The organism is Pacificimonas flava, assembly GCF_000342165.1.
GTDB lineage: Bacteria > Pseudomonadota > Alphaproteobacteria > Sphingomonadales > Sphingomonadaceae > Pacificimonas > Pacificimonas flava.
In genome coordinates this window covers 26999-49169 of record NZ_AMRV01000001.1, presented here as the reverse complement: position 1 = coordinate 49169, position 22171 = coordinate 26999, and the positions used below count along the sequence as shown (strand labels likewise).

At 63.8% G+C, this 22171-nt stretch carries 21 protein-coding genes and 1 tRNA gene; 8 read left to right on the top strand and 14 right to left on the bottom strand.

The features are described 5' to 3' along the window. Nucleotides 1–5: 5 nt before the first annotated feature. Nucleotides 6–1664 (bottom strand): DNA repair protein RecN, encoded by a 1659-nt coding sequence (gene recN, locus C725_RS00240; RefSeq protein ID WP_008599412.1) that lies wholly within the window; start codon nt 1662–1664, stop codon nt 6–8. A 99-nt stretch (nt 1665–1763) separates the two neighbouring features. Continuing rightward, the gene (locus C725_RS00235) at nt 1764–2576 is read right to left on the bottom strand and encodes an outer membrane protein assembly factor BamD (RefSeq protein WP_008599409.1); all 813 of its coding nucleotides are present in this window, start codon (nt 2574–2576) and stop codon (nt 1764–1766) included. Between the two features lie 82 nt (nt 2577–2658). Here C725_RS00235 and C725_RS00230 point away from each other — a divergent pair, with 82 nt between their 5' ends. Beyond that, nucleotides 2659–3828 (top strand): glycosyltransferase, encoded by a 1170-nt coding sequence (locus C725_RS00230; RefSeq protein WP_008599408.1) that lies wholly within the window; start codon nt 2659–2661, stop codon nt 3826–3828. On the opposite strand, the gene C725_RS00225 is transcribed toward C725_RS00230, so the two are convergent. Genes C725_RS00225 through yajC form a run of 4 tightly spaced genes read right to left on the bottom strand, consistent with a single transcriptional unit; the run spans nt 3809 to nt 7090 of the window. Next, nucleotides 3809–4189, bottom strand: a complete 381-nt coding sequence (locus C725_RS00225) for an Mth938-like domain-containing protein (protein ID WP_008599407.1) — start codon at nt 4187–4189, stop codon at nt 3809–3811. The two genes, C725_RS00230 and C725_RS00225, sit on opposite strands and share 20 nt — an antisense overlap. A 9-nt stretch (nt 4190–4198) precedes the next feature. Beyond that, nucleotides 4199–5152: a protein translocase subunit SecF gene (secF, locus tag C725_RS00220; RefSeq protein ID WP_008599406.1), complete on the bottom strand. Its 954-nt coding sequence runs from the start codon at nt 5150–5152 to the stop codon at nt 4199–4201. Beyond that, on the bottom strand, nt 5149–6741 hold the full coding sequence (gene secD / locus C725_RS00215; protein ID WP_008599405.1) for a protein translocase subunit SecD: 1593 nt from the start codon (nt 6739–6741) through the stop codon (nt 5149–5151). The genes secF and secD overlap by 4 nt, the downstream gene beginning before the upstream one ends. A gap of 16 nt (nt 6742–6757) precedes the next feature. Next, nucleotides 6758–7090, bottom strand: a complete 333-nt coding sequence (yajC, locus tag C725_RS00210) for a preprotein translocase subunit YajC (RefSeq protein WP_008599404.1) — start codon at nt 7088–7090, stop codon at nt 6758–6760. Nucleotides 7091–7149: 59 nt separating this feature from the next. Between yajC and C725_RS00205 the strand changes: the two genes are divergently transcribed. Next, entirely contained in the window at nt 7150–7974 is an 825-nt protein-coding gene (locus C725_RS00205; protein WP_008599403.1) for an ATP-binding protein, read from the top strand. On the opposite strand, the gene clpP is transcribed toward C725_RS00205, so the two are convergent. The 7 genes from clpP to C725_RS16915 all read right to left on the bottom strand — a co-directional run bounded on the left by clpP (nt 7975) and on the right by C725_RS16915 (nt 14432). Then, the gene (gene clpP, locus C725_RS00200) at nt 7975–8613 is read right to left on the bottom strand and encodes an ATP-dependent Clp endopeptidase proteolytic subunit ClpP (RefSeq protein ID WP_008599402.1); all 639 of its coding nucleotides are present in this window, start codon (nt 8611–8613) and stop codon (nt 7975–7977) included. A gap of 312 nt (nt 8614–8925) precedes the next feature. Beyond that, on the bottom strand, nt 8926–10539 hold the full coding sequence (tig, locus tag C725_RS00195; protein WP_008599401.1) for a trigger factor: 1614 nt from the start codon (nt 10537–10539) through the stop codon (nt 8926–8928). A 67-nt stretch (nt 10540–10606) separates the two neighbouring features. Then, nucleotides 10607–10691, bottom strand: a tRNA-Leu gene (locus C725_RS00190). Nucleotides 10692–10746: 55 nt separating this feature from the next. Then, entirely contained in the window at nt 10747–11523 is a 777-nt protein-coding gene (locus C725_RS00185) for a TlyA family RNA methyltransferase (RefSeq protein ID WP_008599400.1), read from the bottom strand. 6 nt (nt 11524–11529) lie between these two features. Then, nucleotides 11530–13455, bottom strand: coding sequence for a 1-deoxy-D-xylulose-5-phosphate synthase (gene dxs / locus C725_RS00180; protein WP_038280938.1), 1926 nt, complete (start codon nt 13453–13455; stop codon nt 11530–11532). Nucleotides 13456–13535: 80 nt separating this feature from the next. After that, nucleotides 13536–13997, bottom strand: coding sequence for a Fur family transcriptional regulator (locus C725_RS00175; protein ID WP_008599398.1), 462 nt, complete (start codon nt 13995–13997; stop codon nt 13536–13538). Nucleotides 13998–14063: 66 nt separating this feature from the next. Next, complete coding sequence (locus tag C725_RS16915) at nt 14064–14432, bottom strand: MerC domain-containing protein (protein ID WP_008599396.1); 369 nt, start codon at nt 14430–14432, stop codon at nt 14064–14066. 14 nt (nt 14433–14446) lie between these two features. On the opposite strand from C725_RS16915, the gene C725_RS00165 reads away from it, so the two are divergent. The 4 genes from C725_RS00165 to rpsI all read left to right on the top strand — a co-directional run bounded on the left by C725_RS00165 (nt 14447) and on the right by rpsI (nt 17215). Then, the gene (locus C725_RS00165) at nt 14447–15613 is read left to right on the top strand and encodes a COX15/CtaA family protein (protein WP_008599395.1); all 1167 of its coding nucleotides are present in this window, start codon (nt 14447–14449) and stop codon (nt 15611–15613) included. After that, the gene (locus C725_RS00160; RefSeq protein WP_008599394.1) at nt 15610–16005 is read left to right on the top strand and encodes a DUF2237 family protein; all 396 of its coding nucleotides are present in this window, start codon (nt 15610–15612) and stop codon (nt 16003–16005) included. The genes C725_RS00165 and C725_RS00160 overlap by 4 nt, the downstream gene beginning before the upstream one ends. A 151-nt stretch (nt 16006–16156) precedes the next feature. Further along, complete coding sequence (gene rplM / locus C725_RS00155; RefSeq protein ID WP_038281100.1) at nt 16157–16630, top strand: 50S ribosomal protein L13; 474 nt, start codon at nt 16157–16159, stop codon at nt 16628–16630. Nucleotides 16631–16633: 3 nt separating this feature from the next. Continuing rightward, on the top strand, nt 16634–17215 hold the full coding sequence (gene rpsI, locus C725_RS00150) for a 30S ribosomal protein S9 (RefSeq protein WP_008599392.1): 582 nt from the start codon (nt 16634–16636) through the stop codon (nt 17213–17215). A 54-nt stretch (nt 17216–17269) separates the two neighbouring features. On the opposite strand, the gene C725_RS15580 is transcribed toward rpsI, so the two are convergent. After that, entirely contained in the window at nt 17270–19246 is a 1977-nt protein-coding gene (locus C725_RS15580; protein ID WP_078056067.1) for an acyltransferase family protein, read from the bottom strand. 145 nt (nt 19247–19391) lie between these two features. Between C725_RS15580 and C725_RS00140 the strand changes: the two genes are divergently transcribed. Further along, nucleotides 19392–21467: a protein-disulfide reductase DsbD family protein gene (locus tag C725_RS00140; RefSeq protein ID WP_038281096.1), complete on the top strand. Its 2076-nt coding sequence runs from the start codon at nt 19392–19394 to the stop codon at nt 21465–21467. A 64-nt stretch (nt 21468–21531) separates the two neighbouring features. Next, nucleotides 21532–22140, top strand: a complete 609-nt coding sequence (locus C725_RS00135) for a redoxin domain-containing protein (protein ID WP_008599389.1) — start codon at nt 21532–21534, stop codon at nt 22138–22140. Nucleotides 22141–22171 lie beyond the last annotated feature (31 nt).

The window sequence follows — 22171 nt, the reverse complement described above, 5'->3', positions numbered from 1 at the left end:
GTCCTTCACCCAAGCAGCCGCGCAGCCTGAGCCCGCGCCTCGTCCGTGACGGCGGTTCCGGACAGCATGCGGGCGATCTCCTCGGTGCGTGCCGTACCGGGCAGCGGCGCGACATTGGTGCGGGTCGCTCCGTTCTGAACCCGCTTCTCGATATGCAAATGGTGCGCCCCGCGCGCGGCGACTTGCGGGGAGTGCGTCACGGTCAGGACCTGCGCGTCCTCCGCCAGCCGCGCAAGGCGGGCGCCTATGGCACTGGCCGTCGCGCCGCCGACGCCGCGGTCGATTTCGTCGAAGATCATGGTGCCCGCCTCCGCCTGCCCGGCCAGCGCCACCTTCAACGCGAGGATGAAGCGGGACAGTTCGCCGCCGGACGCGATCTTCACGAGCGGGCCGAAATCCGCACCGGGATTCGTGCTGATTTCGAACGCCACGCGATCCGCGCCGACTGCACCCCGCTCGCCTTGCGGCAGCGGCGATATGGCCGTCTGGAACCGGGCAGCATCGAGTTTCAACGGTGCGAGTTCCGCGGCGACGGCGGCATCGAGACGCTCCGCTGCCGCAGTGCGCTTCTGCGACAGGATGGCAGCCGCTGTATCATAGGCTGTCGCCGCAGCTTTGACCGCCTGTTCAAGAGATGCAAGTTGCTCGCTGCCGCGCTCGATGCGCGTTCTCCTTTCCAGAAACTGGGAGAGGAGTTCGCTCAGCCTGTCGGCCTCCACCCTGTGCTTTCGCGCGAGACCCCGAAGGTCGAACAGCCGCGTCTCGACTGCATCCAGCCTCGCCTCATCAAAGGCAAGCGCCTCCCCAGCCGCCGCCAGCTTCGCCTCCGCCTCGTCGGTTTCGAGAAGCGCGCGGTCAAGCGCCTGCAGGCTTGCATCAAGCAGCGCATGCGATTCCGCAATGCGGCCGAGACGGCGGGCCGCCGCACGCAGCCGGGCCGCGCCCCCATCCGCCCCGGACAACTCTTCGGAGATCGCTGTCAGATCCTCGGCAACACGCTGGCCGGCCAGCATGCCTGCCCGCTCCTCGGCAAGCGCGGCCTCCTCGCCAGGCTCGGGCTGGAGCGCCTCGAGTTCGGCAATCGCATGATCGAGATACTCCCGGTCGCGGTCGGCGTCGGCTATTTCCGTACGCGCAGCCTCCAGCTCTGCGACCGAGACCTTCCAGAATTCATATGCGCGGGACGTGGCGCGAAGTTCCTCCTCATGCCGACCGAAGGTGTCGAGCAGGGCGCGATGACCGCGCGCATCGAGCAGCCCCCGCTCATCATGCTGGCCATGCACTTCGACAAGCAGCGCGCCGACATCCCGCAACAGGCCGGCGGCGGCTGGCTGGTCGTTGATCCAGGCACGGCTGCCGCCATCGGCGCGCACGGCCCTTCGCAGCACCACCTCGCCATTCTCCAGATCGATTTCATGGTCCCTGAGGAGCGCGTTCAAGGCATGGCCGGACGGGACGGAGAATGTCGCGGACACCATGGCGCGCCCTGCGCCCGCACGAACGAGCCCGCTATCGGCGCGGGCCCCGAGCGCGAGGCCGAGCGAGTCGAGGAGAATGGACTTTCCCGCGCCTGTCTCGCCCGTCAGCACGGTCAGCCCTTCGCCGAGTTCGAGGTCGAGGGCCTCGATCAGCAGCACATCGCGAATGGAAAGCGCGGTCAGCATCGCGCCTGTCCTACCGGCTTTTTCGCGCCGATGAAATCGGCTGCCGCCGGCCTTTCGCCGAACCCGATGTCCGGCGAGACCAGAGCGGGAGAAGCGAAATCACGCGCCGCCCGGCACCCCCACATGCTGCTCGATCAGATCATAGGAACGCTGATACCATTCGGAGCCGGGATAATTATGCCCCAGCACGGCCGCCGTTTTGCGGGCCTCGTCCGGAATGCCGAGCAGCAGATAGGATTCGACCAGGCGATGCAGCGCCTCCGGAACGTGGCTGGTCTGTTCGTACGTGCCTATGACGTTCTCGAACCGCTTGATGGCGGCGATATATTCGCGGCGCCCCATATAGAAGCGGCCGATGCTCATCTCCTTGCCCGCCAGGTGGTCCTGCGCCAGCTCCACCTTCAGCCGCGCATCGGCTGCATATTTGCTGTCCGGATAACGGCGAATCAGTTCCGTAAGCGCGGAAAGCGCCTGCTGCGTGATCTGCTGGTCGCGCTGAACGTCCTCGATCTGCTCATAATAGCTGATGGCGATCAGATAATAGGCGTAGGGCGCATCCTTGTTACCGGGATGCAAGGACAGGAAGCGCTGCGCCGCGCCGATCGCCTCTGGATATTGGCGGCCCGCATAATAGCTGAACGCGCTCATGAGCTGCGCGCGCCGCGCCCAGATCGAATAGGGATGCTGGCGTTCAACCTCATCGAATATGGCGGCTGCCCGCAAATAGCTGCCCCGGTCGAGCGTATCCTTGCCGAAATTATAGAGCGTGGCGACATCGCGAGCGACATAACTGCGATCAATCACGTCATTGTTGCGGCTGCCACCGCCGCAAGCGGCCAGCGCCAGCGCCGTACCGACGGGAAGCAGGAACAAGGGAAGGCGCGCACCGCGGCGCAGGGACGAAAACATCATTGTGCCGATCTACTCATCTCTGGCGCGTTCGCCAACCGTTACGCTAGCCCGGTGCGCGAACCCTTGCTAACGCCCCGACGTCATGCGGATTCTGACACTCTCCACCCTGTTTCCCAACCCCGTTCAACCGGGTCTGGGGGTCAATGTCGCGCGGCAGGTCGGGCGCATAGCCGGCACTGACGACATGCATCCGGTCGTGATCGCGCCGCTGCCCCGCTTCCCCATTCCGCTGCTGCGCAGTTTCGGCCCCGCGCCCTATGCCGGATTAGCCAGCGTTCCCGCCGAACGCCGAGAGGGCGAAAACCAGGTGGAGGTCCATCATCCGCGCTATGCCAGCGTGCCAAAGGCCGGCTGGCGTTGGCATGGCGAGGCGGTTGCCCGCGCTATCCTGCCGCTGGCCCGCAGCCTTCACGACCGGCAGCCCTTCGACCTGATCGCGTGCGAGTATTTCTTCCCGGATGCCTGGGTGGCCTTTCGCCTCTCCCGAGCCTTGCACCTGCCCTACACGGTCAAGGCCCGCGGCTCCGACATCCGCTATTGGAGGCACAGGGCACGCGCACGCCGGCAAATCGTTACGGCGGGGCGGTATGCGAAGGGGCTCCTCGCCGTCAGCATGGCGCTGAAGGACGACATGGCCGCAATGGGACTGCCGCGAGAAAGGATCGACGTCCACCATACGGGCGTCGATCTCGACCGCTTCACGCCGCAGGCCGCGCCCAAGGCCGAAACGCCGCTGCTGGTCTGCGCGGGAAATCTCGTTCCCCTGAAGCGGGTGCGGCTGATCATCGAGGCGCTGTCCGCTCTGCCCGAGTACCGCTTGCAGATCATCGGCGACGGCCCCCAATGTGCGGCGCTGGAGGCGCTGGCTGCGGCTCGCGGGGTCGCAGACCGCACCGAGTTCCTCGGACGTATCGATCACGCCGAGCTGCCGGCTCGCTTCGCAGCGGCACATGCGCTGGTCCATGCGTCCGAGAGCGAGGGGTTGGCGAACGTCTGGGTAGAGGCCCTCGCCTGCGGTACGCCCGTGATCACCACCGCCGTGGGGGGCGCGGCGGACGTCGTCACTCGAGGGGCGGGCGTCCTCCTGGATCCGGACACATCCCCTATGGAGATCGCGCGGGCCGTCCGCTCGGTGACCGCCGGCAACGCAAATGCAGAGGCCGCCCGGGCAGCCGCGTCACGCTTTTCCTGGGACAGCAATATCGAGATGCTGCGCGATCACTATGCCCGCGTCAGCGGAGCGGCAGGATAAGGGCGGCGATCGCCCGGTCCTCCGCCACGAGGAGATTATAGGTCCTCGCCGCCGCGCGCGAATCCATGACCTCCGGCCCCAGGCCGCGTTCTCGCAGCGCGGCGAGAACATCCATGTTCGGCCATGCCATCGCGGCGCCGCTGCCGATCAGAATGACGTCGCGCGGGGGATCGAGTTCGAGGATGGGCGCCAACACGCGCTCGTCCAAGGCTGCGATATCATCCAGCGCCACGTCCGCGATCCCGTCCGGCCAGATCAGGAAGGCGCCGGCCCGGGCCTCGCCGTCCGCCACGAAGCGGTCGCCGCGCAGGCCTGCGATCAGTTTGGCGCCGTCGGGAGCGTCGGCTTTCTGAAGACCCATGAACGCCGCCTAGGAGCGCGCGGACACGCGCTCGGCATTGCTGTCTTCCGGCGGCAGAAAGCTGCTGGGACCGACACCCAGCCAGATCAGCAGCGGGCCGGCGACATAAACGGATGAGTAGGTTCCAACGATGATGCCGATCAGCATGGCGAGCGTAAACCCGAACAGCACCGGACCGCCCCAGATGATCAGGACGACAAGCGCGATGACCATGGTCAAGCTGGTCATGACCGTTCGCGCCAGCACCTCGTTGATCGAGAGGTCCAGGAGCGGCGCCATCTCCATCTTGCGATACTTCCGCAGATTCTCCCGTATGCGGTCGTAATTCACGATCGTGTCGTTCAGCGAATAGCCGATGATGGTGAGCAAGGCAGCAATGATGTTCAGATCGAATTCGATCTGGAACCAGGCGAACACGCCCAGCGCCACTGCTACGTCATGCACGAGAGCGAAAAGCGCGCCGATACCGAACTGCCACTCGAACCGCAGCCAGATATAGGCGGCGACGGCGACCATGGCGAGAACGGATGCCAGCGTCCCGTCGCGAATCAACTCGTTCGATACCTTGCCGGACACCACCTCCTGCTTGCGCAGTTCGGCGCTGGGATAGACCTCGTTTATCGCACCCAGGATCGCGGTGACCTGCGCCTGCACGGCCTCCGGCGATCCGTCGGCCGGCAGCGGCATGCGGATCGCGACTTCCGAATCGCCGAACTCCTGCATGTTGGGGGCACCCAGGCCCAAAGCATCGACGCGTTGGCGCAGATCGTTGACATCCGGCGTTTCGTCGAACTGCACCTCCATCATCACGCCGCCCGCAAAATCGACGCCGAAATTGAAACCTTTCGTCACGACCGCGAACAGCGACAGCAGGATCAGAAGGACGCTGATACCGACGCCAATGAAACGCCATCGAACGAAGCCGATATTCGTATTATCGGGAACCAGCTTCAGCAGTTTCATATCGTAATCGCTTTCGGGCGCTTGGCGCGCAGCCACTGCGCCGCGAACAGGCGCGTGACCGTGACGGCGGTGAAGACACTGGTCACGATGCCGATGGTCAGCACAACGGCAAAGCCCTTGATCGGCCCCGAACCGAGCCAGAACATTACGGCCGCCGCGATGATGTTGGTGATGTTCGCGTCCCAGATGGTGCGGCTCGCTTCCTTGTAGCCGACATCCACGGCCTGCATCGACCGCTTGCCCTTTCGCAGTTCCTCACGAATGCGCTCGTTGATCAGCACGTTCGCATCAACCGCCGCGCCCACGGTCAGCACGAAGCCCGCAATGCCAGGAAGGGTCAGGGTCGCGCCAAGCGCACTCATCACCGCGACGATCAGGACCAGGTTGAAGGCAAGCGCGACGTTCGCATACCAGCCGAACCGGCCATAGGTGATCAGCATGAAGATCATGACCGCGGCCACCGAGATGATCGACGCGATCGTACCGGCACGGATCGAATCGGCACCGAGATCGGGACCCACGGTGCGCTCCTCGATCACCTGAAGCTCGACCGGCAGTTTGCCCGACCGCAGCAGAATGGCGAGCTCGTTGGCGCTTTCCACGGTAAAATTGCCGGAGATCACGCCCGAACCGCCAAGGATCGGCTCGTTGATGCGCGGGGCGGAGATTACGGTATCGTCGAGCACGATCGCGAACGGCTTGCCGGTGTTTTCCTGCGTTACGCGCGCGAACCGGCGGCTTGCCACGCTGTCGAAGCGGAAATTGACGACGGCCTGGCCGTTCTGAAAGGTCTGCTGCGCATCCACAAGCTGATCGCCGGAAATCAACGTCCTGCGTTCGACGGCGATGGGCGCGCCCTGATCGGGATAGGGCAGCACTTCGCTGCCCGGCGGTGCGCGGCCCTGGGCGAGGCTGGCCGGATCGGCCTCCACGTCCACCATCTTGAATTCCAGCTGAGCGGTCTTCCCCAAAAGGTCCTTCAGGGCCTGCGGATCGTCCAGACCGGGGACCTGCACGACGATCCGGTCGTCACCCTCGCGAAGAATCGTCGGTTCGCGCGTGCCGAGCTCATCGATGCGCCGGCGGATCACCTCCACGGCCTGCGTCATCGCACTGTCGACCGCCTGCGTCTTGCCGCCCGCTGTGGGCGTGAAGATGACGCGATTCGTATCCTCGACCGTCACATCATAATCGCGCGTGCCGGTAACGCCGACGGCAGAGGTCATCTGCCGCGCGATATCGACCGCCTGGTCCACGCGGCTCATGTCCCGAACGAGAAAGCTCAGCCGCTCGCCGCGCAGGGAAACGTCACCGATACCGATCGCCCCGCCCTCGGCGCGGCGCATCTCGGAGCGGACGTTGTTTTCGAGCGACTCCAGCCGAGTCTCGAAGAGGCTCTCCTCGTTCGCCTCCAGAAGGATATGGCTGCCTCCCCGCAGGTCGAGACCGAGGTTGACCTGCGCCTTTGGCAGCACATCCGGCCACGTCGCCACCTGGCTTTCCGGGAAGGCGTTCGGCAGCGCGAAGAGCGCCCCGAGGAACAGGACGAAATAGATGCCCCAGGTCTGCGTCTTCGAAAATTCAAGCACGAGCCGGTCGATCCGATCAGTCGTTGGCGGGCTTGGCGGCGTTCCGGGGGCGGACCTCCGACAGCGTACCCTTGACGACGGTCACCACGGTGTTCGGAGCGATCTCGACATCGACTTCTTGCTCCGTCACGCGCTTCACACGCCCGATCAGGCCGCCCGACGTGACCACGGTGTCGTTCTTCTGAACCGCGGAGATCATCTCGCGGTGCACCTTCATGCGCTTCTGCTGCGGACGGATCAGCAAAAAATAGAAGATCGGGATGATGAGCAGCAGCGGCATGATCGCATTAAGGAAGCCGCCTGCGCCCCCCGGCGCGCCCGACTGGGCGTAGGCTGGAAAGGAAAACATGAAATTCTCTTGGCTGTATCGTCGGGAGCGCTACTTAGGGCCGCAAAAGCGGAGGCGCAATGTTACAGTCGGACACGGAGACCCTAACGCGGATAGCAGCCGCCCTGGAGCGTCTCGCACCGGGCGGCGGCGATGCCGATCTGGCGGCGGCGCCGGCCTACATATGGTCCGTGCGCGGACTGGAAGCCGTGCACCGGATCGATGCGATGCCGCTGGACCGATTTGCCGCCGTAGACGAACAGCGCGCCGCCATCGCCGAAAACACGCAGCGTCATGCCGCCGCGAAACCGGCCCATGACGTCCTCCTCTGGGGATCGCGCGGCATGGGAAAGAGTGCGCTGGTCCGCGCCGCCGCCGCCGCCGCCGGAACGCCCCTCGTCCAGATCGAAGCCGACCGGATCGCCGACCTGCCGCATCTGTTCGCGCGGCTGGGCGAAGTCGACCGCCGCTTCATCGCCTTCGTCGACGATCTCGGCATTGATGAGGAGGCGAGCCTTCGGCATCTGCGCTCCGTTCTCGATGGCGGCGTTCGCGCCCGCCCGGACAATACGCGGCTCTACGTGACCTCGAACCGCCGCCATATCGTGAAACGCGATCTTGCGGACAATGAAGCCGCCGCCAGCGTCAACCCGCGCGACACGCTGGACGACAAGCTGGCGCTGGCCGAGCGCTTCGGGCTCTCGCTTGGCTTCCACAATTGCAGCCAGGACGATTATCTCGCCATCTGCCGCAGCCTGGCCGCGCCGCTCGGCCTGCCCGTGGACGATGCCGAAGCCATTCGCTTCGCACATCAACGCGGTGCGCGGTCCGGTCGTATCGCCGCACATTATGTGACCGAGCTCGCCGGACAATCCGGCAACGCCCGGTCACGCCTGGAAGGCTGATCAGCTTTCCGATTTCTCCGCGTCGTCACCTTCACTCGGCGCCGGGCGCTTGTCGAAGACCTCGTCGACAAGACCGAAATCCTTCGCCTCGGCCGAGGACATGAACTTGTCGCGCTCGACCGCGTTCTCGATCACTTCGATATCCTGGCCGGTATATTTCGCCATCAGCTCATTCATCCGGTGGCGGATCCGCAGGATCTCCTTGGCCTGAATCTCGATGTCCGTCGCCTGCCCCTGCGCGCCGCCGGACGGCTGGTGGATCATGATGCGCGCGTTCGTCAACGCAACGCGCATGCCGGGCTCTCCGGCCGAAAGCAGGAAGCTGCCCATGGAGGCGGCCTGACCGATGCAAACCGTGCCAACGCGCGGGCGGATGTATTGCATCGTGTCGTGAATCGCCATTCCCGCCGTGACGACACCGCCCGGCGAGTTGATGTACATGTAGATATCCTTCTTCGGATTCTCGCTCTCCAGATACAGCAGCTGCGCCGTGATCAGGGTGGCCATGTGGTCTTCAATCGGGCCGGTCACGAAGACGATCCGCTCGCGCAGCAGCCGCGAATAGATGTCAAAGGAGCGCTCGCCCCGGTTCGATTGCTCGATGACGATGGGAACGAGTGCGGAAAGCGGATCGTGCATGTGAAGCCTTCTTGTCGTTGGAGAAATGCGAGGCCAGCTTAGGTCGGGGTCCGCGGCGCGGCTGTCAATAGTGTCCCGGCAGCGCCAGCCGCGAAGCTCGTGTAGCGGAACGTCAGTGTCTCATTGGCGAGGGGAGCGAACTCCATCCCTCTCTGCACGCAGGCGAACGTGCCAGATAGGAGTCATCCCGGCGGAAGGCGAGTCCGCGCTAACCACCTTGAACCCTTTCTAAAGGGCTACGGATCGCAGCGGGGCCCCCACTTTCACCGGGATGATTTCTCAACTGATTTGCCCTTAGAGGGCATGCGAAGGTCAGCCCTCCTTTTTCGCGGCCTTCTTGGGTGCAGCTTTCTTCGCGGCCGGCTTCTTGGCAGCAGGTTTGGCGTCATCGCTCTTGGCGGCCGCCGCCTTCTTGGCAGGAGCCTTCTTGGCCGCCGGCTTTGCATCGGCCTTGTCGTCTTCGCCCTTCGCAGCGGCCTTCTTCGCCGCCGGCTTCTTGGCCGCAGGCTTGCTATCGGCCTCCGCGTCCGCCTTTTCGGCCTTCTTCGCGGGCGCCTTCTTCTTGGCGGCGGGCTTCTTGGCCTCCTTCGGCTCCGGGCTCTCGTCCTCGTCCTCAATAGCCGCTTCGAGGTCGGCTCGCGTCACCGTGCGCTCGGTGGTCTCCGCCTCTTCCAGCAGCTTGTCGACGACCTTGTCCTCGAACAGCGGCGCGCGAAGCTGCGCAGCGGCCATCGGGTTTTTCTGGAAGTATTCGAATACTTCCTTCTGCTGATTCGGGTAGCGCTGCGCTTCCTGCATGATCAGCTGGTTCATCTCCTGCTGCGTGACATTCACGCCGCGGGCATTGCCGATCTCGGAGAGGAGCAGGCCGAGACGCACTCGGCGCTCGGCGATGCGGCGGTAATCGTCCTTGTCCGCTTCTATCTCCTTCTTCGCCGCTTCCGGATCTTCGGCGTGGCTCGCCTCATGCTCCAGCTGCTGCCAGATCTGCTGGAACTCCGCCTCCACCATGGATGGGGGCACATCGAAATCGTAGCGTGCCGCCAGCGTGTCGAGCAGCTTGCGCTTCATGTGCGTCCGCGTGAGGTTCTGCAGTTCCTGGTTGAGGTTCTGGCCAAGCAGTTCCTTCAGCTGATCCAGCCCCTCCAGGCCAAGATTCTTTGCCAGTTCATCGTCGGCCTTCGGCTCCTCGGGCTTTCTCACCTCGTTCACCGTCACGGCGAACTCGGCATCGCGGCCCTGAAGATACTTGACGTTGTAATCGTCCGGGAATTTGACCTTCACCGTCTTCTGGTCGTTCGCCTTCACGCCGACCAGCTGGTCTTCAAAGCCCGGAATCAGACGGCCGGACCCGATTTCGATCGTCATGTCCTCGCCGGATCCGCCCTCGAACGGTTCGCCGTCCACGGTGCCAACGAAATCGATCGCCACCTGATCGCCCTCGGCCGCCTTGTAGCTCTTCGGCGCCGCCTTGAAGCTCTTCTGCTGTGCGGCGAAGCGGTTCAGCGCCTCGTTCAGCTCTTCATCCCCGGCTTCGACGTTCAGCTTTTCCAGCTTGATCGGGGCCAGCTCGCCGACTTCGACCTTGGGCAGCACCTCAAGATCCATGGTAAAGACCGTGTCCTTGCCCTCTTCGCCTTCCTTCAGGTCGACAGACGGCTGCTGCGCCGGACGCAGTTCCTTTTCCTTCAGAACCTGCTGAACGCCTTCCTGCACCGCGCTCTGCAGCGCCTCGCCGTGCAAGGCCTCGCCGTGCATTTTGCGAACGAGATTCTTCGGCACCTTGCCGGGACGAAAGCCGGGCATCCGGATATTCTTCGCAACATTGGCCAGCTGCGCATCGACGCGCGCCGCCATGTCCTCCTTCGGGATCGTCACGGTATAGGCACGGGTCAGGCCTTCGTTCTTGGTTTCCTCAATACGCATAAGGTCTTATCGGCTTTCTGTAATCTCGCTATGATCTCGGCTGTCCGGCGGGGTCGGCGGCGGCAGATGGTGCGGGCGAAGGGACTCGAACCCCCACATCTTACGATACTTGGACCTAAACCAAGCGCGTCTACCAATTCCGCCACGCCCGCGTGAAAGAAGCGCTGCGTGCTATATAAGGGCGAATTGCACTAGGCAAGGTGGCCGCTACAGGGCCGCACCGCCGCTGCCGCCATTCGGACAGATCGCTGCGATCAGAAACTCCACATTACCGGCCGGCCCGGTGATGGGACTGGTGGTGACACCGAGAACGTGCCAGCCGCAGCTTTCCGCGAGCCATCGCCGCACTTCCTCCTGCACACGCGTATGGACCGCAGCATCGCGGACGACGCCGCCCTTCCCCACCTCATGCGGCCCGGCCTCGAACTGCGGCTTGATCAGCGCAACCAGGCGGGCGCCGGGCGCGGCGAAGGACAGCGGCCTTTCGAGCACCTTCGCAAGACCGATGAAGCTGGCATCGCAAACGATGAGATCCACTGGTTCCGGAATCTCGGCGGGCGTCAGATTACGGGCATTGGTCTGTTCTTGAACGATCACGCGCTCGTCCTGGCGCAGCTTCCACGCAAGCTGGTTCGTACCCGAATCCACGGCATAGACCCGCGCCGCCCCGTTCGTCAGCAGCACGTCTGTAAACCCGCCCGTCGAACTGCCTATGTCGAGGCAGACGCGGTCGGCGGGATCGATGGCGAAATGGCGCAGCGCATGATCAAGCTTCATGCCGCCCCGCGACACCCAGGGATGATCCTTGCCGCGCACCTCCAGCGGGGCATCCAACGGCAGCATCTCGCCAGCCTTGGCGATCTTTCGCTCGGCGGAAAAGATGCTGCCGGCCATGATCAGCGCCTGCGCGCGCGTCCGCGACTCGGCAAGGCCGCGCTCCGCCAGCAACTGGTCGGCGCGGCGTTTCGCCCCCTTACCCTTCACCGGCTGTCAGGCCCTCGCTCCCGCCTCCACATGCGTGCTGTTGTGGCGCAGCGCCTCCAGCACCTTCCTGACGATTGCAGGCGCGTCGAGGCCGGCCTCTTCATATTGCCGTTTCGGATCGTCCTGATCCTGAAAGATGTCCGGCAACCGCATGGTGCGGATCTTCAGCCCCGCATCCAACAGCCCTTCATCCGATGCGAGGGTCAACACATGCGCACCGAGGCCGCCGATCGCGCCTTCCTCGACGGTCACGAGGACGTCATGTGTTGCCGCGAGCTTGCGGATCAGCGCAGTATCGAGCGGCTTCGCGAAACGCAGGTCGGCGACCGTGGTCGGCAACCCCTTCGCATCCAGTTCGTCGGCGGCAATCAGCGCCTCGCCCAGACGGGTGCCGAGCGAAAGAATGGCGACCTTCGATCCTTCACGAAGCACCCGCCCCTTGCCGATCTCCAGCCTCTCGGGCGTTTCCGGCAGCTCCACTCCGGTGCCGTTGCCGCGCGGATACCGAAAGGCAATGGGGCCATCGTCATACTCGGCGGCCGTGTGCGTCATGTGCACCAGTTCCGCCTCGTCGGCCGCGGCCATCACCACCATGTTCGGTAGGGTCGCGAGATAGGTAACATCAAAGCTGCCGGCGTGTGTCTGACCGTCCGCACCGACCAGACCGGCGCGATCGATCGCGAAACGCACCGGCAGGTTCTGGATGGCGACATCGTGCACCACCTGATCGAACGCGCGCTGCAGGAATGTCGAATAGATCGCCGCGAAGGGACGCATGCCCTGCGCCGCAAGACCGGCTGCGAAGGTCACGCCGTGCTGCTCCGCGATACCCACATCGAAGCTGCGTTCCGGAAAGTGCTGCGCGAACTTGTCGACGCCCGTGCCGCCCGGCATGGCGGCGGTGATGGCGCAGACCCGGTCGTCGCGCTCCGCCTCGGCGATCAGGGCCTTCGCGAACACGCCCGTATAGCTGGGCGGCCCCGCCTTTTTCGGTGCCATCTCGCCGGAGACGACGTCGAATTTCGTCACGCCGTGATATTTGTCCGCGCTCTGCTCAGCGGGGGCGTAGCCATGACCCTTCTTGGTAACGACATGGACGAGGATCGGCCCCTGCTCACTGTCCCGAACATTCTCCAGAACCGGAATCAGATGGTCGAGATTATGCCCGTCGATGGGGCCGACATAGTAAAAGCCCAGTTCCTCGAACAACGTGCCGCCGGTCGCCATGCCGCGGGCATATTCCTCCGCCTTGGAGGCAGCGTTGTAGAAACGCTTATGCAGGCGAGAGGCAAATTTCTTCGCCAGGCTTCTGAGGCCGAGATACTCGCTGGAAGAGACCATGCGCGCCAAATAGGCGCTAAGTCCGCCCACCGGCGGCGCGATGGACATGTCATTGTCGTTCAGGATGACAACCAGCCTGTTTCCGGCCTGTGCCGCATTGTTCATCGCCTCATAGGCCATGCCGGCCGACATGGCACCATCGCCGATGACGGCGATCGCCTTGCCGTCCCGTCCGCTCAGCTTGTTGGCGACAGCGAAACCCAAAGCGGCCGAGATCGACGTCGAACTGTGCGCGGCACCGAACGGATCATATTCGCTCTCGGACCGCTTGGTAAAACCGCTGAGTCCGCCGCCCTGCCGGATCGTACGCATACGGTCGCGGCGTCCAGTCAGGATCTTGTGCGGATAAGCCTGATGGCCGACGTCCCAGATCAGCCGATCTTCCGGCGTATTGAAGATATAATGCAGGGCCACGGTGAGTTCGACGACGCCCAGCCCGGCGCCGAGATGACCGCCGGTCTGGCTGACGGCATCGATCATTTCCGCGCGCACTTCGTCAGCGAGCTGACGCAACTGCTCAGTCTCCAGGTTCCGGAGATCTATCGGTGTAGCCACCGTGTCCAGAAGCGGCGTGTGCGGCCTGCCGGTCACAGAATTCCCCTAAAAATAACGTGTCAGCCGTCCGACCTAGCGCGGCGGCGAAACCTTGTCGAACGGCAACATGCCGCGTCCTACGCAGCGCAGTCGGCGCAGGTCCCGCGAACCTCCATCACCGGATGGTTCGGCTTGAAGCCGGTCCCGGCAGCTCGTGCACGCATCTCTGCCGCCAGCGCGTCGTCGTCGAGATGGGTAATGGCCCCGCAATCGTCGCAGATCAGGAAGATGCAATCGTGAAGGCATTCGGGATGCGCATTCGCGACATAGGCGTTCTGCGTCTCCACCCTCTTCACCACATTGGTCGCGACGAAAAGATCCAGGATCCGGTAGATGCTGTTCGGCGCGACACGCTTGCCGCGCGCCTTGGAAACGGCATCGGCTATGTCATAGGCGCTGGCAGGACCGTCCATGGCAGACAGGGCGCGAAACACCGCTGCGCGCATCTCCGTCCAGCGCTCACCGGAAGTCTCGAGCGTGGTGGCGGCGGCCTTTTCGAGGGCTGCGCCGCGATATTCTCGATGCTGTGTCTGTGTCATAATAAACAGATTATCGCTTACGGGCCGTGCCCCGGCAAGGGCCACCGGCCACGGCCACGACCCCCTTCAACGGGCGGTCCGACTCCATCGCAGGTTCATCGCATGAGCGATCCCGACGAGAATCACGCCGAGAACGGTCAGCAGCACCTCCCGCGGGCCATGGGCGGAAACGAGCGCGCCGGCCATCGCGCCGAGACCGAACCCGCCAATGGCAACGGCTTCCCATCGCCGGTGCCCGATCGCGCCGCCGACCAGGCCCGCAATGGCAAGCGGAATCGCGACGAGAAGTCCGACCTGGTGAACATTGTGACCAAGGAAAATGGATCCGGAGGCCGACATGAACGCGACAAGCAAGGCGCCAAACAGACAATGCACGAGGCAAAGCCCAGAAAGACCGATGGCGACTCGGTCGAGAAAGGCATTCGGACGCGGCATGGATCATTGAGATAATGTATCATCACCGGCTGGGCAAGATTGTTTCCCGTCATGCGATCTATGAGCGCACCGTGTCGACACAGCCGGCGCCTGCTTGGCACGTCGCACCGCTTGCGCATAGGAAGCGCCACATGACCATTCTTGCTTCTAGCTCGGCCGATGCGGGCCTCCTCTCCATTGACGAGGAAGACGACCGGTACCGTCCCCGCCTTCTCGCTGGCTGGCTAGCCGCCGTCGCCGCTCTCATCGTTCTGATGGTGGTCGTGGGGGGTATCACCCGTCTTACGGAAAGCGGCCTTTCCATTGTCGAATGGAAGCCCGTCACGGGCGCAGTGCCGCCGCTTTCCGACGCAGCTTGGCAACAGGAATTCGCCGACTATCAGACGTCCCCCGAATATCGCGTCAAAAATCGCGGCATGTCTCTGGCGGAATACAAGAACATCTACTTCTGGGAGTGGGCGCACCGCCTGCTCGGCCGGCTTATCGGGCTCGCTTTCGCCCTTCCCCTTCTCGTCTTCTGGCTGAAGGGGTGGGTGCCGCCGGGCTATCGCGGGCGTCTCGTTGCGCTTCTGGGCCTCGGCGGCCTGCAGGGGGTGATTGGCTGGTGGATGGTAACGAGCGGGCTGGCGAACGTCGCAGCCGTCAGTCACGTCCGGCTCGCGGTTCACCTCAATCTCGCGCTGTTCATCATTGCCTGTATCGTTTGGACGGCAAGCGACCTTCTTCGCGGCAAGGCGAGGCTGACCGGCTTCGCCGCCCTAGCCGGCGGGGTCCTTCTCGTCCAACTCGTGCTGGGCGCGTTCGTTGCAGGCCTCGACGCCGGCTATATCTATGCCGAATGGCCGATGATGGGCGGGGGTATTTTTCCGTCCTATGTCGATTGGTTGCAGCCCCTCTGGCGCAACATCGTCGACAATCCCGTTGTCGTGCAATTCGTGCATCGTTGGTGGGCCTGGCTGACCGCTGCGATCCTCGTGTTACTGGCGATCAAGGCGATGAAACGCGGTTCCCGCAAAACGCCGATCGCCCTCAAGACGCTGATCGCGTTGCAGATCATACTCGGCATCTCCACGCTGCTCAGCGGCGTCGAGATCTGGATCGCCGCGGCTCACCAAGGTGTTGCAGCCCTGATCGTATGGTGTACGGCCGCCTGCGCCCACCGGATCGGAGAAGCGCGATGACCAACAGTAACTTTCACAGCGCCGCCAGAAACGTCATCGGCGGGCCGCGCGCGGATTGCAGTCTCGATCCGCTGACCGGCTGGCGGCGCGATGGCCGCTGCGCGTCCGGCCCGGACGATCTCGGCAATCACTCCGTCTGCGTGCTGGTCACTGAAGAATTTCTCCAGTTCTCGAAAGCGGCAGGAAACGACCTGTCGACACCCCGGCCGGAATTGGGCTTTGCGGGATTGCGCCCGGGCGACTGCTGGTGCGTCTGCGCCGGCCGTTGGGAAGAAGCGCGCCGCGGCGGCGCTGCGCCGCTCGTCCGGCTCGACGCAACCCACGAACGAGCGCTGGAAGTTCTCGATCTGGGACACCTTCAAGCCCACGCTGCGGACACTGAAACCGAGTAAAGGTATCATTTTACCACAAGCGCAAATTGCCAAAATCCTTGACGGAATTGCGCGGTTTCGCCATATGGCGGCTCACAAAGCGGGCTGCTTCGCATCGACGCGGGCGGCCCGCCTTTTGTTTTCAAACGACAATTTGCTTGGGATCAGGCACATGTATTCAAAGACGACCGCCTCGCTGAAGGCTGGTGAGATCGAAAAGAAGTGGGTCATGATCGACGCGGAAGGGCTGGTCGTAGGCCGCCTTGCGTCGATTATCGCCAACCGTCTGCGCGGCAAGCACAAGGCCAGCTACACCCCGCACATGGACTGCGGCGACAATGTCATCGTCATCAATGCGGACAAGGTGCGCTTCACCGGCAACAAGCTGCAGGACAAGCGTTACTACCGCCACACCGGTTATGCCGGAGGTATCAAGGAAACCTCGCCGCAGAAGGTGCTGGAGGGCAAGTTCCCCGGCCGCGTTCTGGAGAAGGCCGTCGAACGCATGATCCCGCGCGGTCCGCTTGGGCGCCAGCAGATGCGGAACCTGCGCATCTTCGCCGGAACGGAGCACCCGCATGAGGCGCAGAGCCCCGAAATGCTCGACGTCGCCGCAATGAACCGCAAGAACAAGGTGGGCAAGTAAGTCATGGCTGAAGAGAAGAAGGGTCTCGAGGACCTGAAGGACCTGCAGAAGGAAGCCGCCCAGAAGCAGAAGGAGGCGCCCGCCGAGGCACAGGCCGGCTCTGCAGCGACGGCGACCGAAGCCGCGGATCAGGGCGCCGAGTCGTACGACCCCAACTCCGTCAATGCCGCGCCGCTGCGGGAAAAGCAGGTCGATCAGTACGGTCGTTCCTATGCCACCGGTCGCCGCAAGGATGCCGTCGCGCGCGTCTGGCTGAAGCCGGGTTCGGGCAAGATCACGGTCAACGGCAAGGATCAGGGCAAGTATTTCGCCCGCCCGACCCTGCGCCTGATCATCAACCAGCCGTTCGAGATCGCACAGCGCAAGGGCCAGTACGACATTGTCGCCACCGTCTCCGGCGGCGGCCTGTCCGGACAGGCGGGCGCGGTCAAGCATGGCATTTCGCAGGCGCTGACCCGTATGGAGCCGGAACTGCGCAGCGCGATCAAGCAGGCCGGCTTCCTGACGCGCGACAGCCGCGTCGTGGAGCGTAAGAAGTACGGCCGCGCAAAGGCACGCCGCAGCTTCCAGTTCTCGAAGCGTTAAAACTACCGGCCTTTGCCGCGAAAAGGGGCGGTCTCTTCGGAGGTCGCCCCTTTTTTATTCGCGCCTGGTGTCCTTCTCGAAATCGGAGCGGGCGGCCGTCTGTGTCGCTTCAGCAGGCGAAGGCGCCGACATGACAAGGTCGTATATGTCCGCTTCCCGGCCGATTTCCGCCGCGCCATAATCGCTGAAATGCGTCAGGTCGCGGTAGAGCGGCTTGCCATTCTTGCTGGTTCGGCATGTTCCGTTCGGGCACATGATTTCACCGAACCGCACGATAGCGACATCGCCCGAAAAGCGTTCGATGACATCTCGCGCGAGGGTCCAGCGAGGATCGACATCCTCTATTCTGAAATCGCAAGCATGCGCGGGTCGGTGTGTTGCGCGCGCCTTCACCACGCATTGCCCGGCATCATACGTCACGCGTGGCGGAGAGATGACCAGAATCGGCTCCGCTCCGTTTGCCCGCACGAAGGCGATCGTTCGGCGCAAGTGCCGTTCCAGCAGATCGGCCGAACTGTCCTGCCATGTTCCGTCCACGCGCACACGCGCCCCGGCCTCGACATTCCAGCGCCAGGGGGACGCGATGACGACCTTCAGCCCCGCCCCGTGCCGGCGAATATAATCCTCTGCATCGGCATTCGCCGCAGCGCATTCATCGGCCCATGCCGCAGGCTTGTCCCGATTCATCGGCACCACGCCGACGAGCGGCGGACAGGAATAGTAGGTCGCCTGGATCAACCGGGCATCCGGCTCGTCGCCAAGAATTGCGGGGACGCTGTGCGCGGCATGACTGTCGCCCCACACCAGGATCTTCGGCTGCTCCGCGGTGCGGCATACCGGCTTGTCTAAGGCATTTTCGCGGCATTCGGTGCTAAGGCCATAACTCGGTTTGATAAGCTCCTGCAAAGCAAGCAGTTGCGCATCCCCGGAGCGCTCCCCCCGCAGCGCTCCACCGCCGGCCAGCATGAGCGCCAAGAGAACCCCGCTTGCGGAGAAAATCATGCGCATCGAGACTGCCCCCTCCCCGCGCCGCTGCCGAAACGGCTGCTCGACGAAGCGATAGCTGAACCAGGCCAGAAGCAGCGACAGGATCGAAAGCCCGCCCATTTGCAGCATTGTCGGCTCCTTCAATGCGTAGAGGCGCATGAAAGCGAACAGCGGCTGATGCCATAGATAGGCGCTGTAGCTGATCAGCCCGATCCATATGAACGGCTTCAGGGACAGAATGCGAGCGGCGGCCGTCTCTTCACGGGCGAACAGGAGGATCAGCGCGACGCCGCCTACCGGAATGAGACCGATCGCAGATGGAAACGGCGTGCTGTCATCGAACAGAAAGAGACTCGCGACGATCAGCATCAGCCCCAACAGTCCCAGGGCGCCATTTCGCCACGATCCGTAACGATGCTGGGTCAGCGCGCAAAGAGCGCCCGCCATCAACTCCCATACGCGCGAGGGAAGAAGGAAGAAGTTGAGGCTTGGCGCTGCAACGGAGGCCCATTGGCTGACCGCAAGGCTGAGCATGAACAGGGCGACGACCGCTGCCAGTGTCGCCTTCCACCCGTGCCTCCACAGGAGCCAGAGCAGCGGAGGGAAGAACAGGTAGAACTGCTCTTCCACCGCCAGCGACCAGGTATGAAGGAGCGGCTTCAACTCGGAGGCCGCCCCGAAATAGCTTGTCTCGGTCCAGAACAGGATGTTCGATACGAAGAGCGCGACGGCGACGACGCTTTCGTAGAAATCCGTGCGCTGGCCCGGAAGCATCAGCCACTCCGCAAGCGGGATGCATGCCGCGACCACCAATGCGAGAGCGGGCAGGATGCGCCGCGCGCGCCGCTCATAGAAATCGATGATGGAAAAGCGCTCTTTCTCAAGGTCGCCCAGAACGATCGAACTGATCAGATATCCGGAGATGACAAAGAAGATGTCGACACCGAGAAACCCGCCGGAAAATCCAGGAAAGCCGGCGTGAAACGCAATGACCGGAATGACCGCGACGGCCCGAAGCCCGTCGACTTCCGCGCGATACTTCAATGAAACCCCCTTCGACATCGCCGCGCCATAACAACCAAAATGGATGAATTCGTTACCGGCGTCCTTTCCCAGCGGCTAGGGTGCAGGCTATGCAGGCGGTCCGATGGATAGAGCGATGCATCCGATTCCGGCATTTGGGAGGCTGATGGCGGCGCAGTTGCTGCTGATCCTGACGGCGCTGTTTGCGCTCATAACCGTCGGGACGCCCGCTGCGGCGGCCGCATCGGTGCAAAACGAGAACATGACGGTCTCTCTCGAGGCGGGACCGGCACATAGTGGTGCGCGGACGATCGCGATCGTCCTGACGCCGAAACCCGGCTGGCATACCTATTGGAAGAACCCAGGCGCTGCCGGCGTGGAGAGCCGGGCCGAATGGACGCTTCCGCCGGGGGCGACCGCCTCCGATCTTCGATACCCGGTTCCGGACCGGTTCGTCGTCGCCGGCATCATGAACTATGTTTTCAAGACGGAGCGCGCACTGCTCGTCGACATCGACGGTCTGCCGGCAAGCGGCGAGATTGGACTGACGTTCGACTATCTGGTCTGCGACGATGAGATCTGCGTGCCGGAATCCGCAAATCTGGCAGCCAATCTTTCGGACATCGGGGTGGAGGCAGGGCGGATCGGGCGCTGGCAGGCCGATCAGCCGACCGCCCATGACGGAGATGCGCGCGTCGAAGTTCAGGGCGACCGGCTGCGGCTGTCGCTCGCGGTGCCGCAGATCAGCGCGGTAAGCGACGCGTATTTCTTTCCCGCCGTCGACGGAGTTGTGGACTATAGCGCGCCGCAGACGGCATCGATCGCGGGCGATCGAATCGTGATAGAGACGGCGACCGGGTTCAATCCAGATGCCGACTCGGTGCCCGGCGTCGTCAAACTGATGCTGGAGGGCGGGGAGACGCTGGGTCTTGCCGTTGACGCCGAACCCGGCAGCGTCGAGGCAGCGGGTACGCCCCTTCTCGGCGGCGCGGATGAGACCGACCCGGCATCCGGTACTGGCGCTGGCCCGGCCACTGCACCGGCTCCGCCCCTGCCCCTCATCTTTCTCGCCGCGCTTGCCGGAGGGCTTCTCCTCAACATCATGCCGTGCGTGTTTCCGATCCTCAGCCTGAAGGCGCTCAGCCTTGCAAAGGGCGGCGTCTCTGAAAGGGCGGCGCGGAGCGAGGCGTTGTTTTACTCGCTGGGCGTCATCGGCGCGGTACTGGCGCTCGGGGGTGCGCTTCTTGCGCTGCGTGCCGGCGGCAGCACGGTTGGCTGGGCCTTCCAGTTGCAGGATCCCAGAATTGTCGCCGCGCTCCTGCTTCTCGTGACGGCGATCGCGCTCAATCTGGCAGGGCTTTTCGAACTGCCGGCAATTGCGGTCGGCGCAGACGGCTTGGCCGCGAGCGGGGGCCGCAGCGGCGCCTTTTTCACCGGCATTCTTGCCGCCGTCGTGGCGACGCCCTGCACCGGCCCCTTCATGGGCGCCGCGCTTGGGGCGGCGCTCGTCCTGTCGCCGCTTGCAGCAATGATGATTTTCGGCGGCCTGGGTCTCGGCCTCGCCCTGCCGTTTCTCGTGATCGGCTTCGTTCCGGCACTGCGTCGCCGTCTGCCGAGGCCCGGCGCCTGGATGGAAAGACTGCGGCGCCTCCTCAGTATACCGATGTTCGTGACCGCGGTCGCGCTCGCGTGGGTTCTTGGTCAGCAGGCCGGCGCCGACGGCCTCAGCATCGGTATTGCCGCCGCCGTCCTTCTCGGCCTTGCGCTCTGGTGGCTCGGCGGCGCGCGCCGGAAGCTTATCCCCGCCGCCGCGTCCGCCGCAGTCTTCCTGACGGTCCTTGCGGTGCCCACGACACTCTCGAATGTCGGCAGCGCAGACGCAGCGGAGGGCACAGTGCTGGCCGCTGCTCCCTATTCGCCCGCTGCGCTCTCGGACCTTCAGGCTGCCGGGGACCCGGTGTTCCTGTATTTCACCGCCGATTGGTGCATCACCTGCAAGGTCAACGAGCGGGGCGCGCTTTCCAGTGCTGCCGTCGCGGATCACTTCAAGAGCCGGGGCATCCGAACGCTGGTCGGCGATTGGACCCGCAGCGACCCGAAGATTACGGCGTTCCTGACCAGCCACGGACGCGCGGGCGTTCCGCTTTACATCTATTACGACCGGGAAGGACGCGAGACGATCCTGCCCCAGATCCTGTCCGCGGACGACCTTCTCGCTTTGGGGAGTGGTCAAGATGCCTGACGTGGGTTCATCCTTTCGTTCCGGAACGCTAAGCTCGTTCAGGGGACAATGATGGGAGGATAGAATGTTCAAGTCATTCACCGCCGCCGCCCTGGTGGTCGCGGCCGTCAGCATGCCGGCCTTCGCTCAGCCGCAGGTCGGCGCAGCCGCGCCGGACTTCCGTGCCAAGACGGCAAGTGGAGAATCCGTGAAGCTCTCGGATTATCGCGGCAAGACCGTCGTGCTGGAATGGACCAACAAGGGCTGCCCCTTCGTCCAGAAGCACTACAAGTCCGGCAATATGCAGAACTTGCAGCAGCAGGCCGAAGCCGACGGCGTCGTCTGGCTGACCGTGAACTCGTCCGCGCCCGGCAAGCAAGGCTATGTCGATGGTGAGGCGGCCAATGCGGAGATGAAGGAATACAAGACCAGCCCGACAGCCTATCTGCTCGATCCAAAGGGAACCATCGGCCGCGGCTATGGCGCCACAGCCACGCCGCATATGTATGTGATCGATAAGGAAGGCGTCCTGCAATATATGGGCGCCATCGACGATATCCCGACAGCGAAGATCGAGGACGTGAAGGGCGCGCAGAATTATGTAAGCGGCGCGCTGGCCGCGCTGGCTGCTGGAAAATCGCCTGACCCGGCCGCAACTCGGTCCTATGGATGCAGCGTGAAATATCCGGGCTGATCCGCCCGGGGCATCCGGACCAGGGGATATT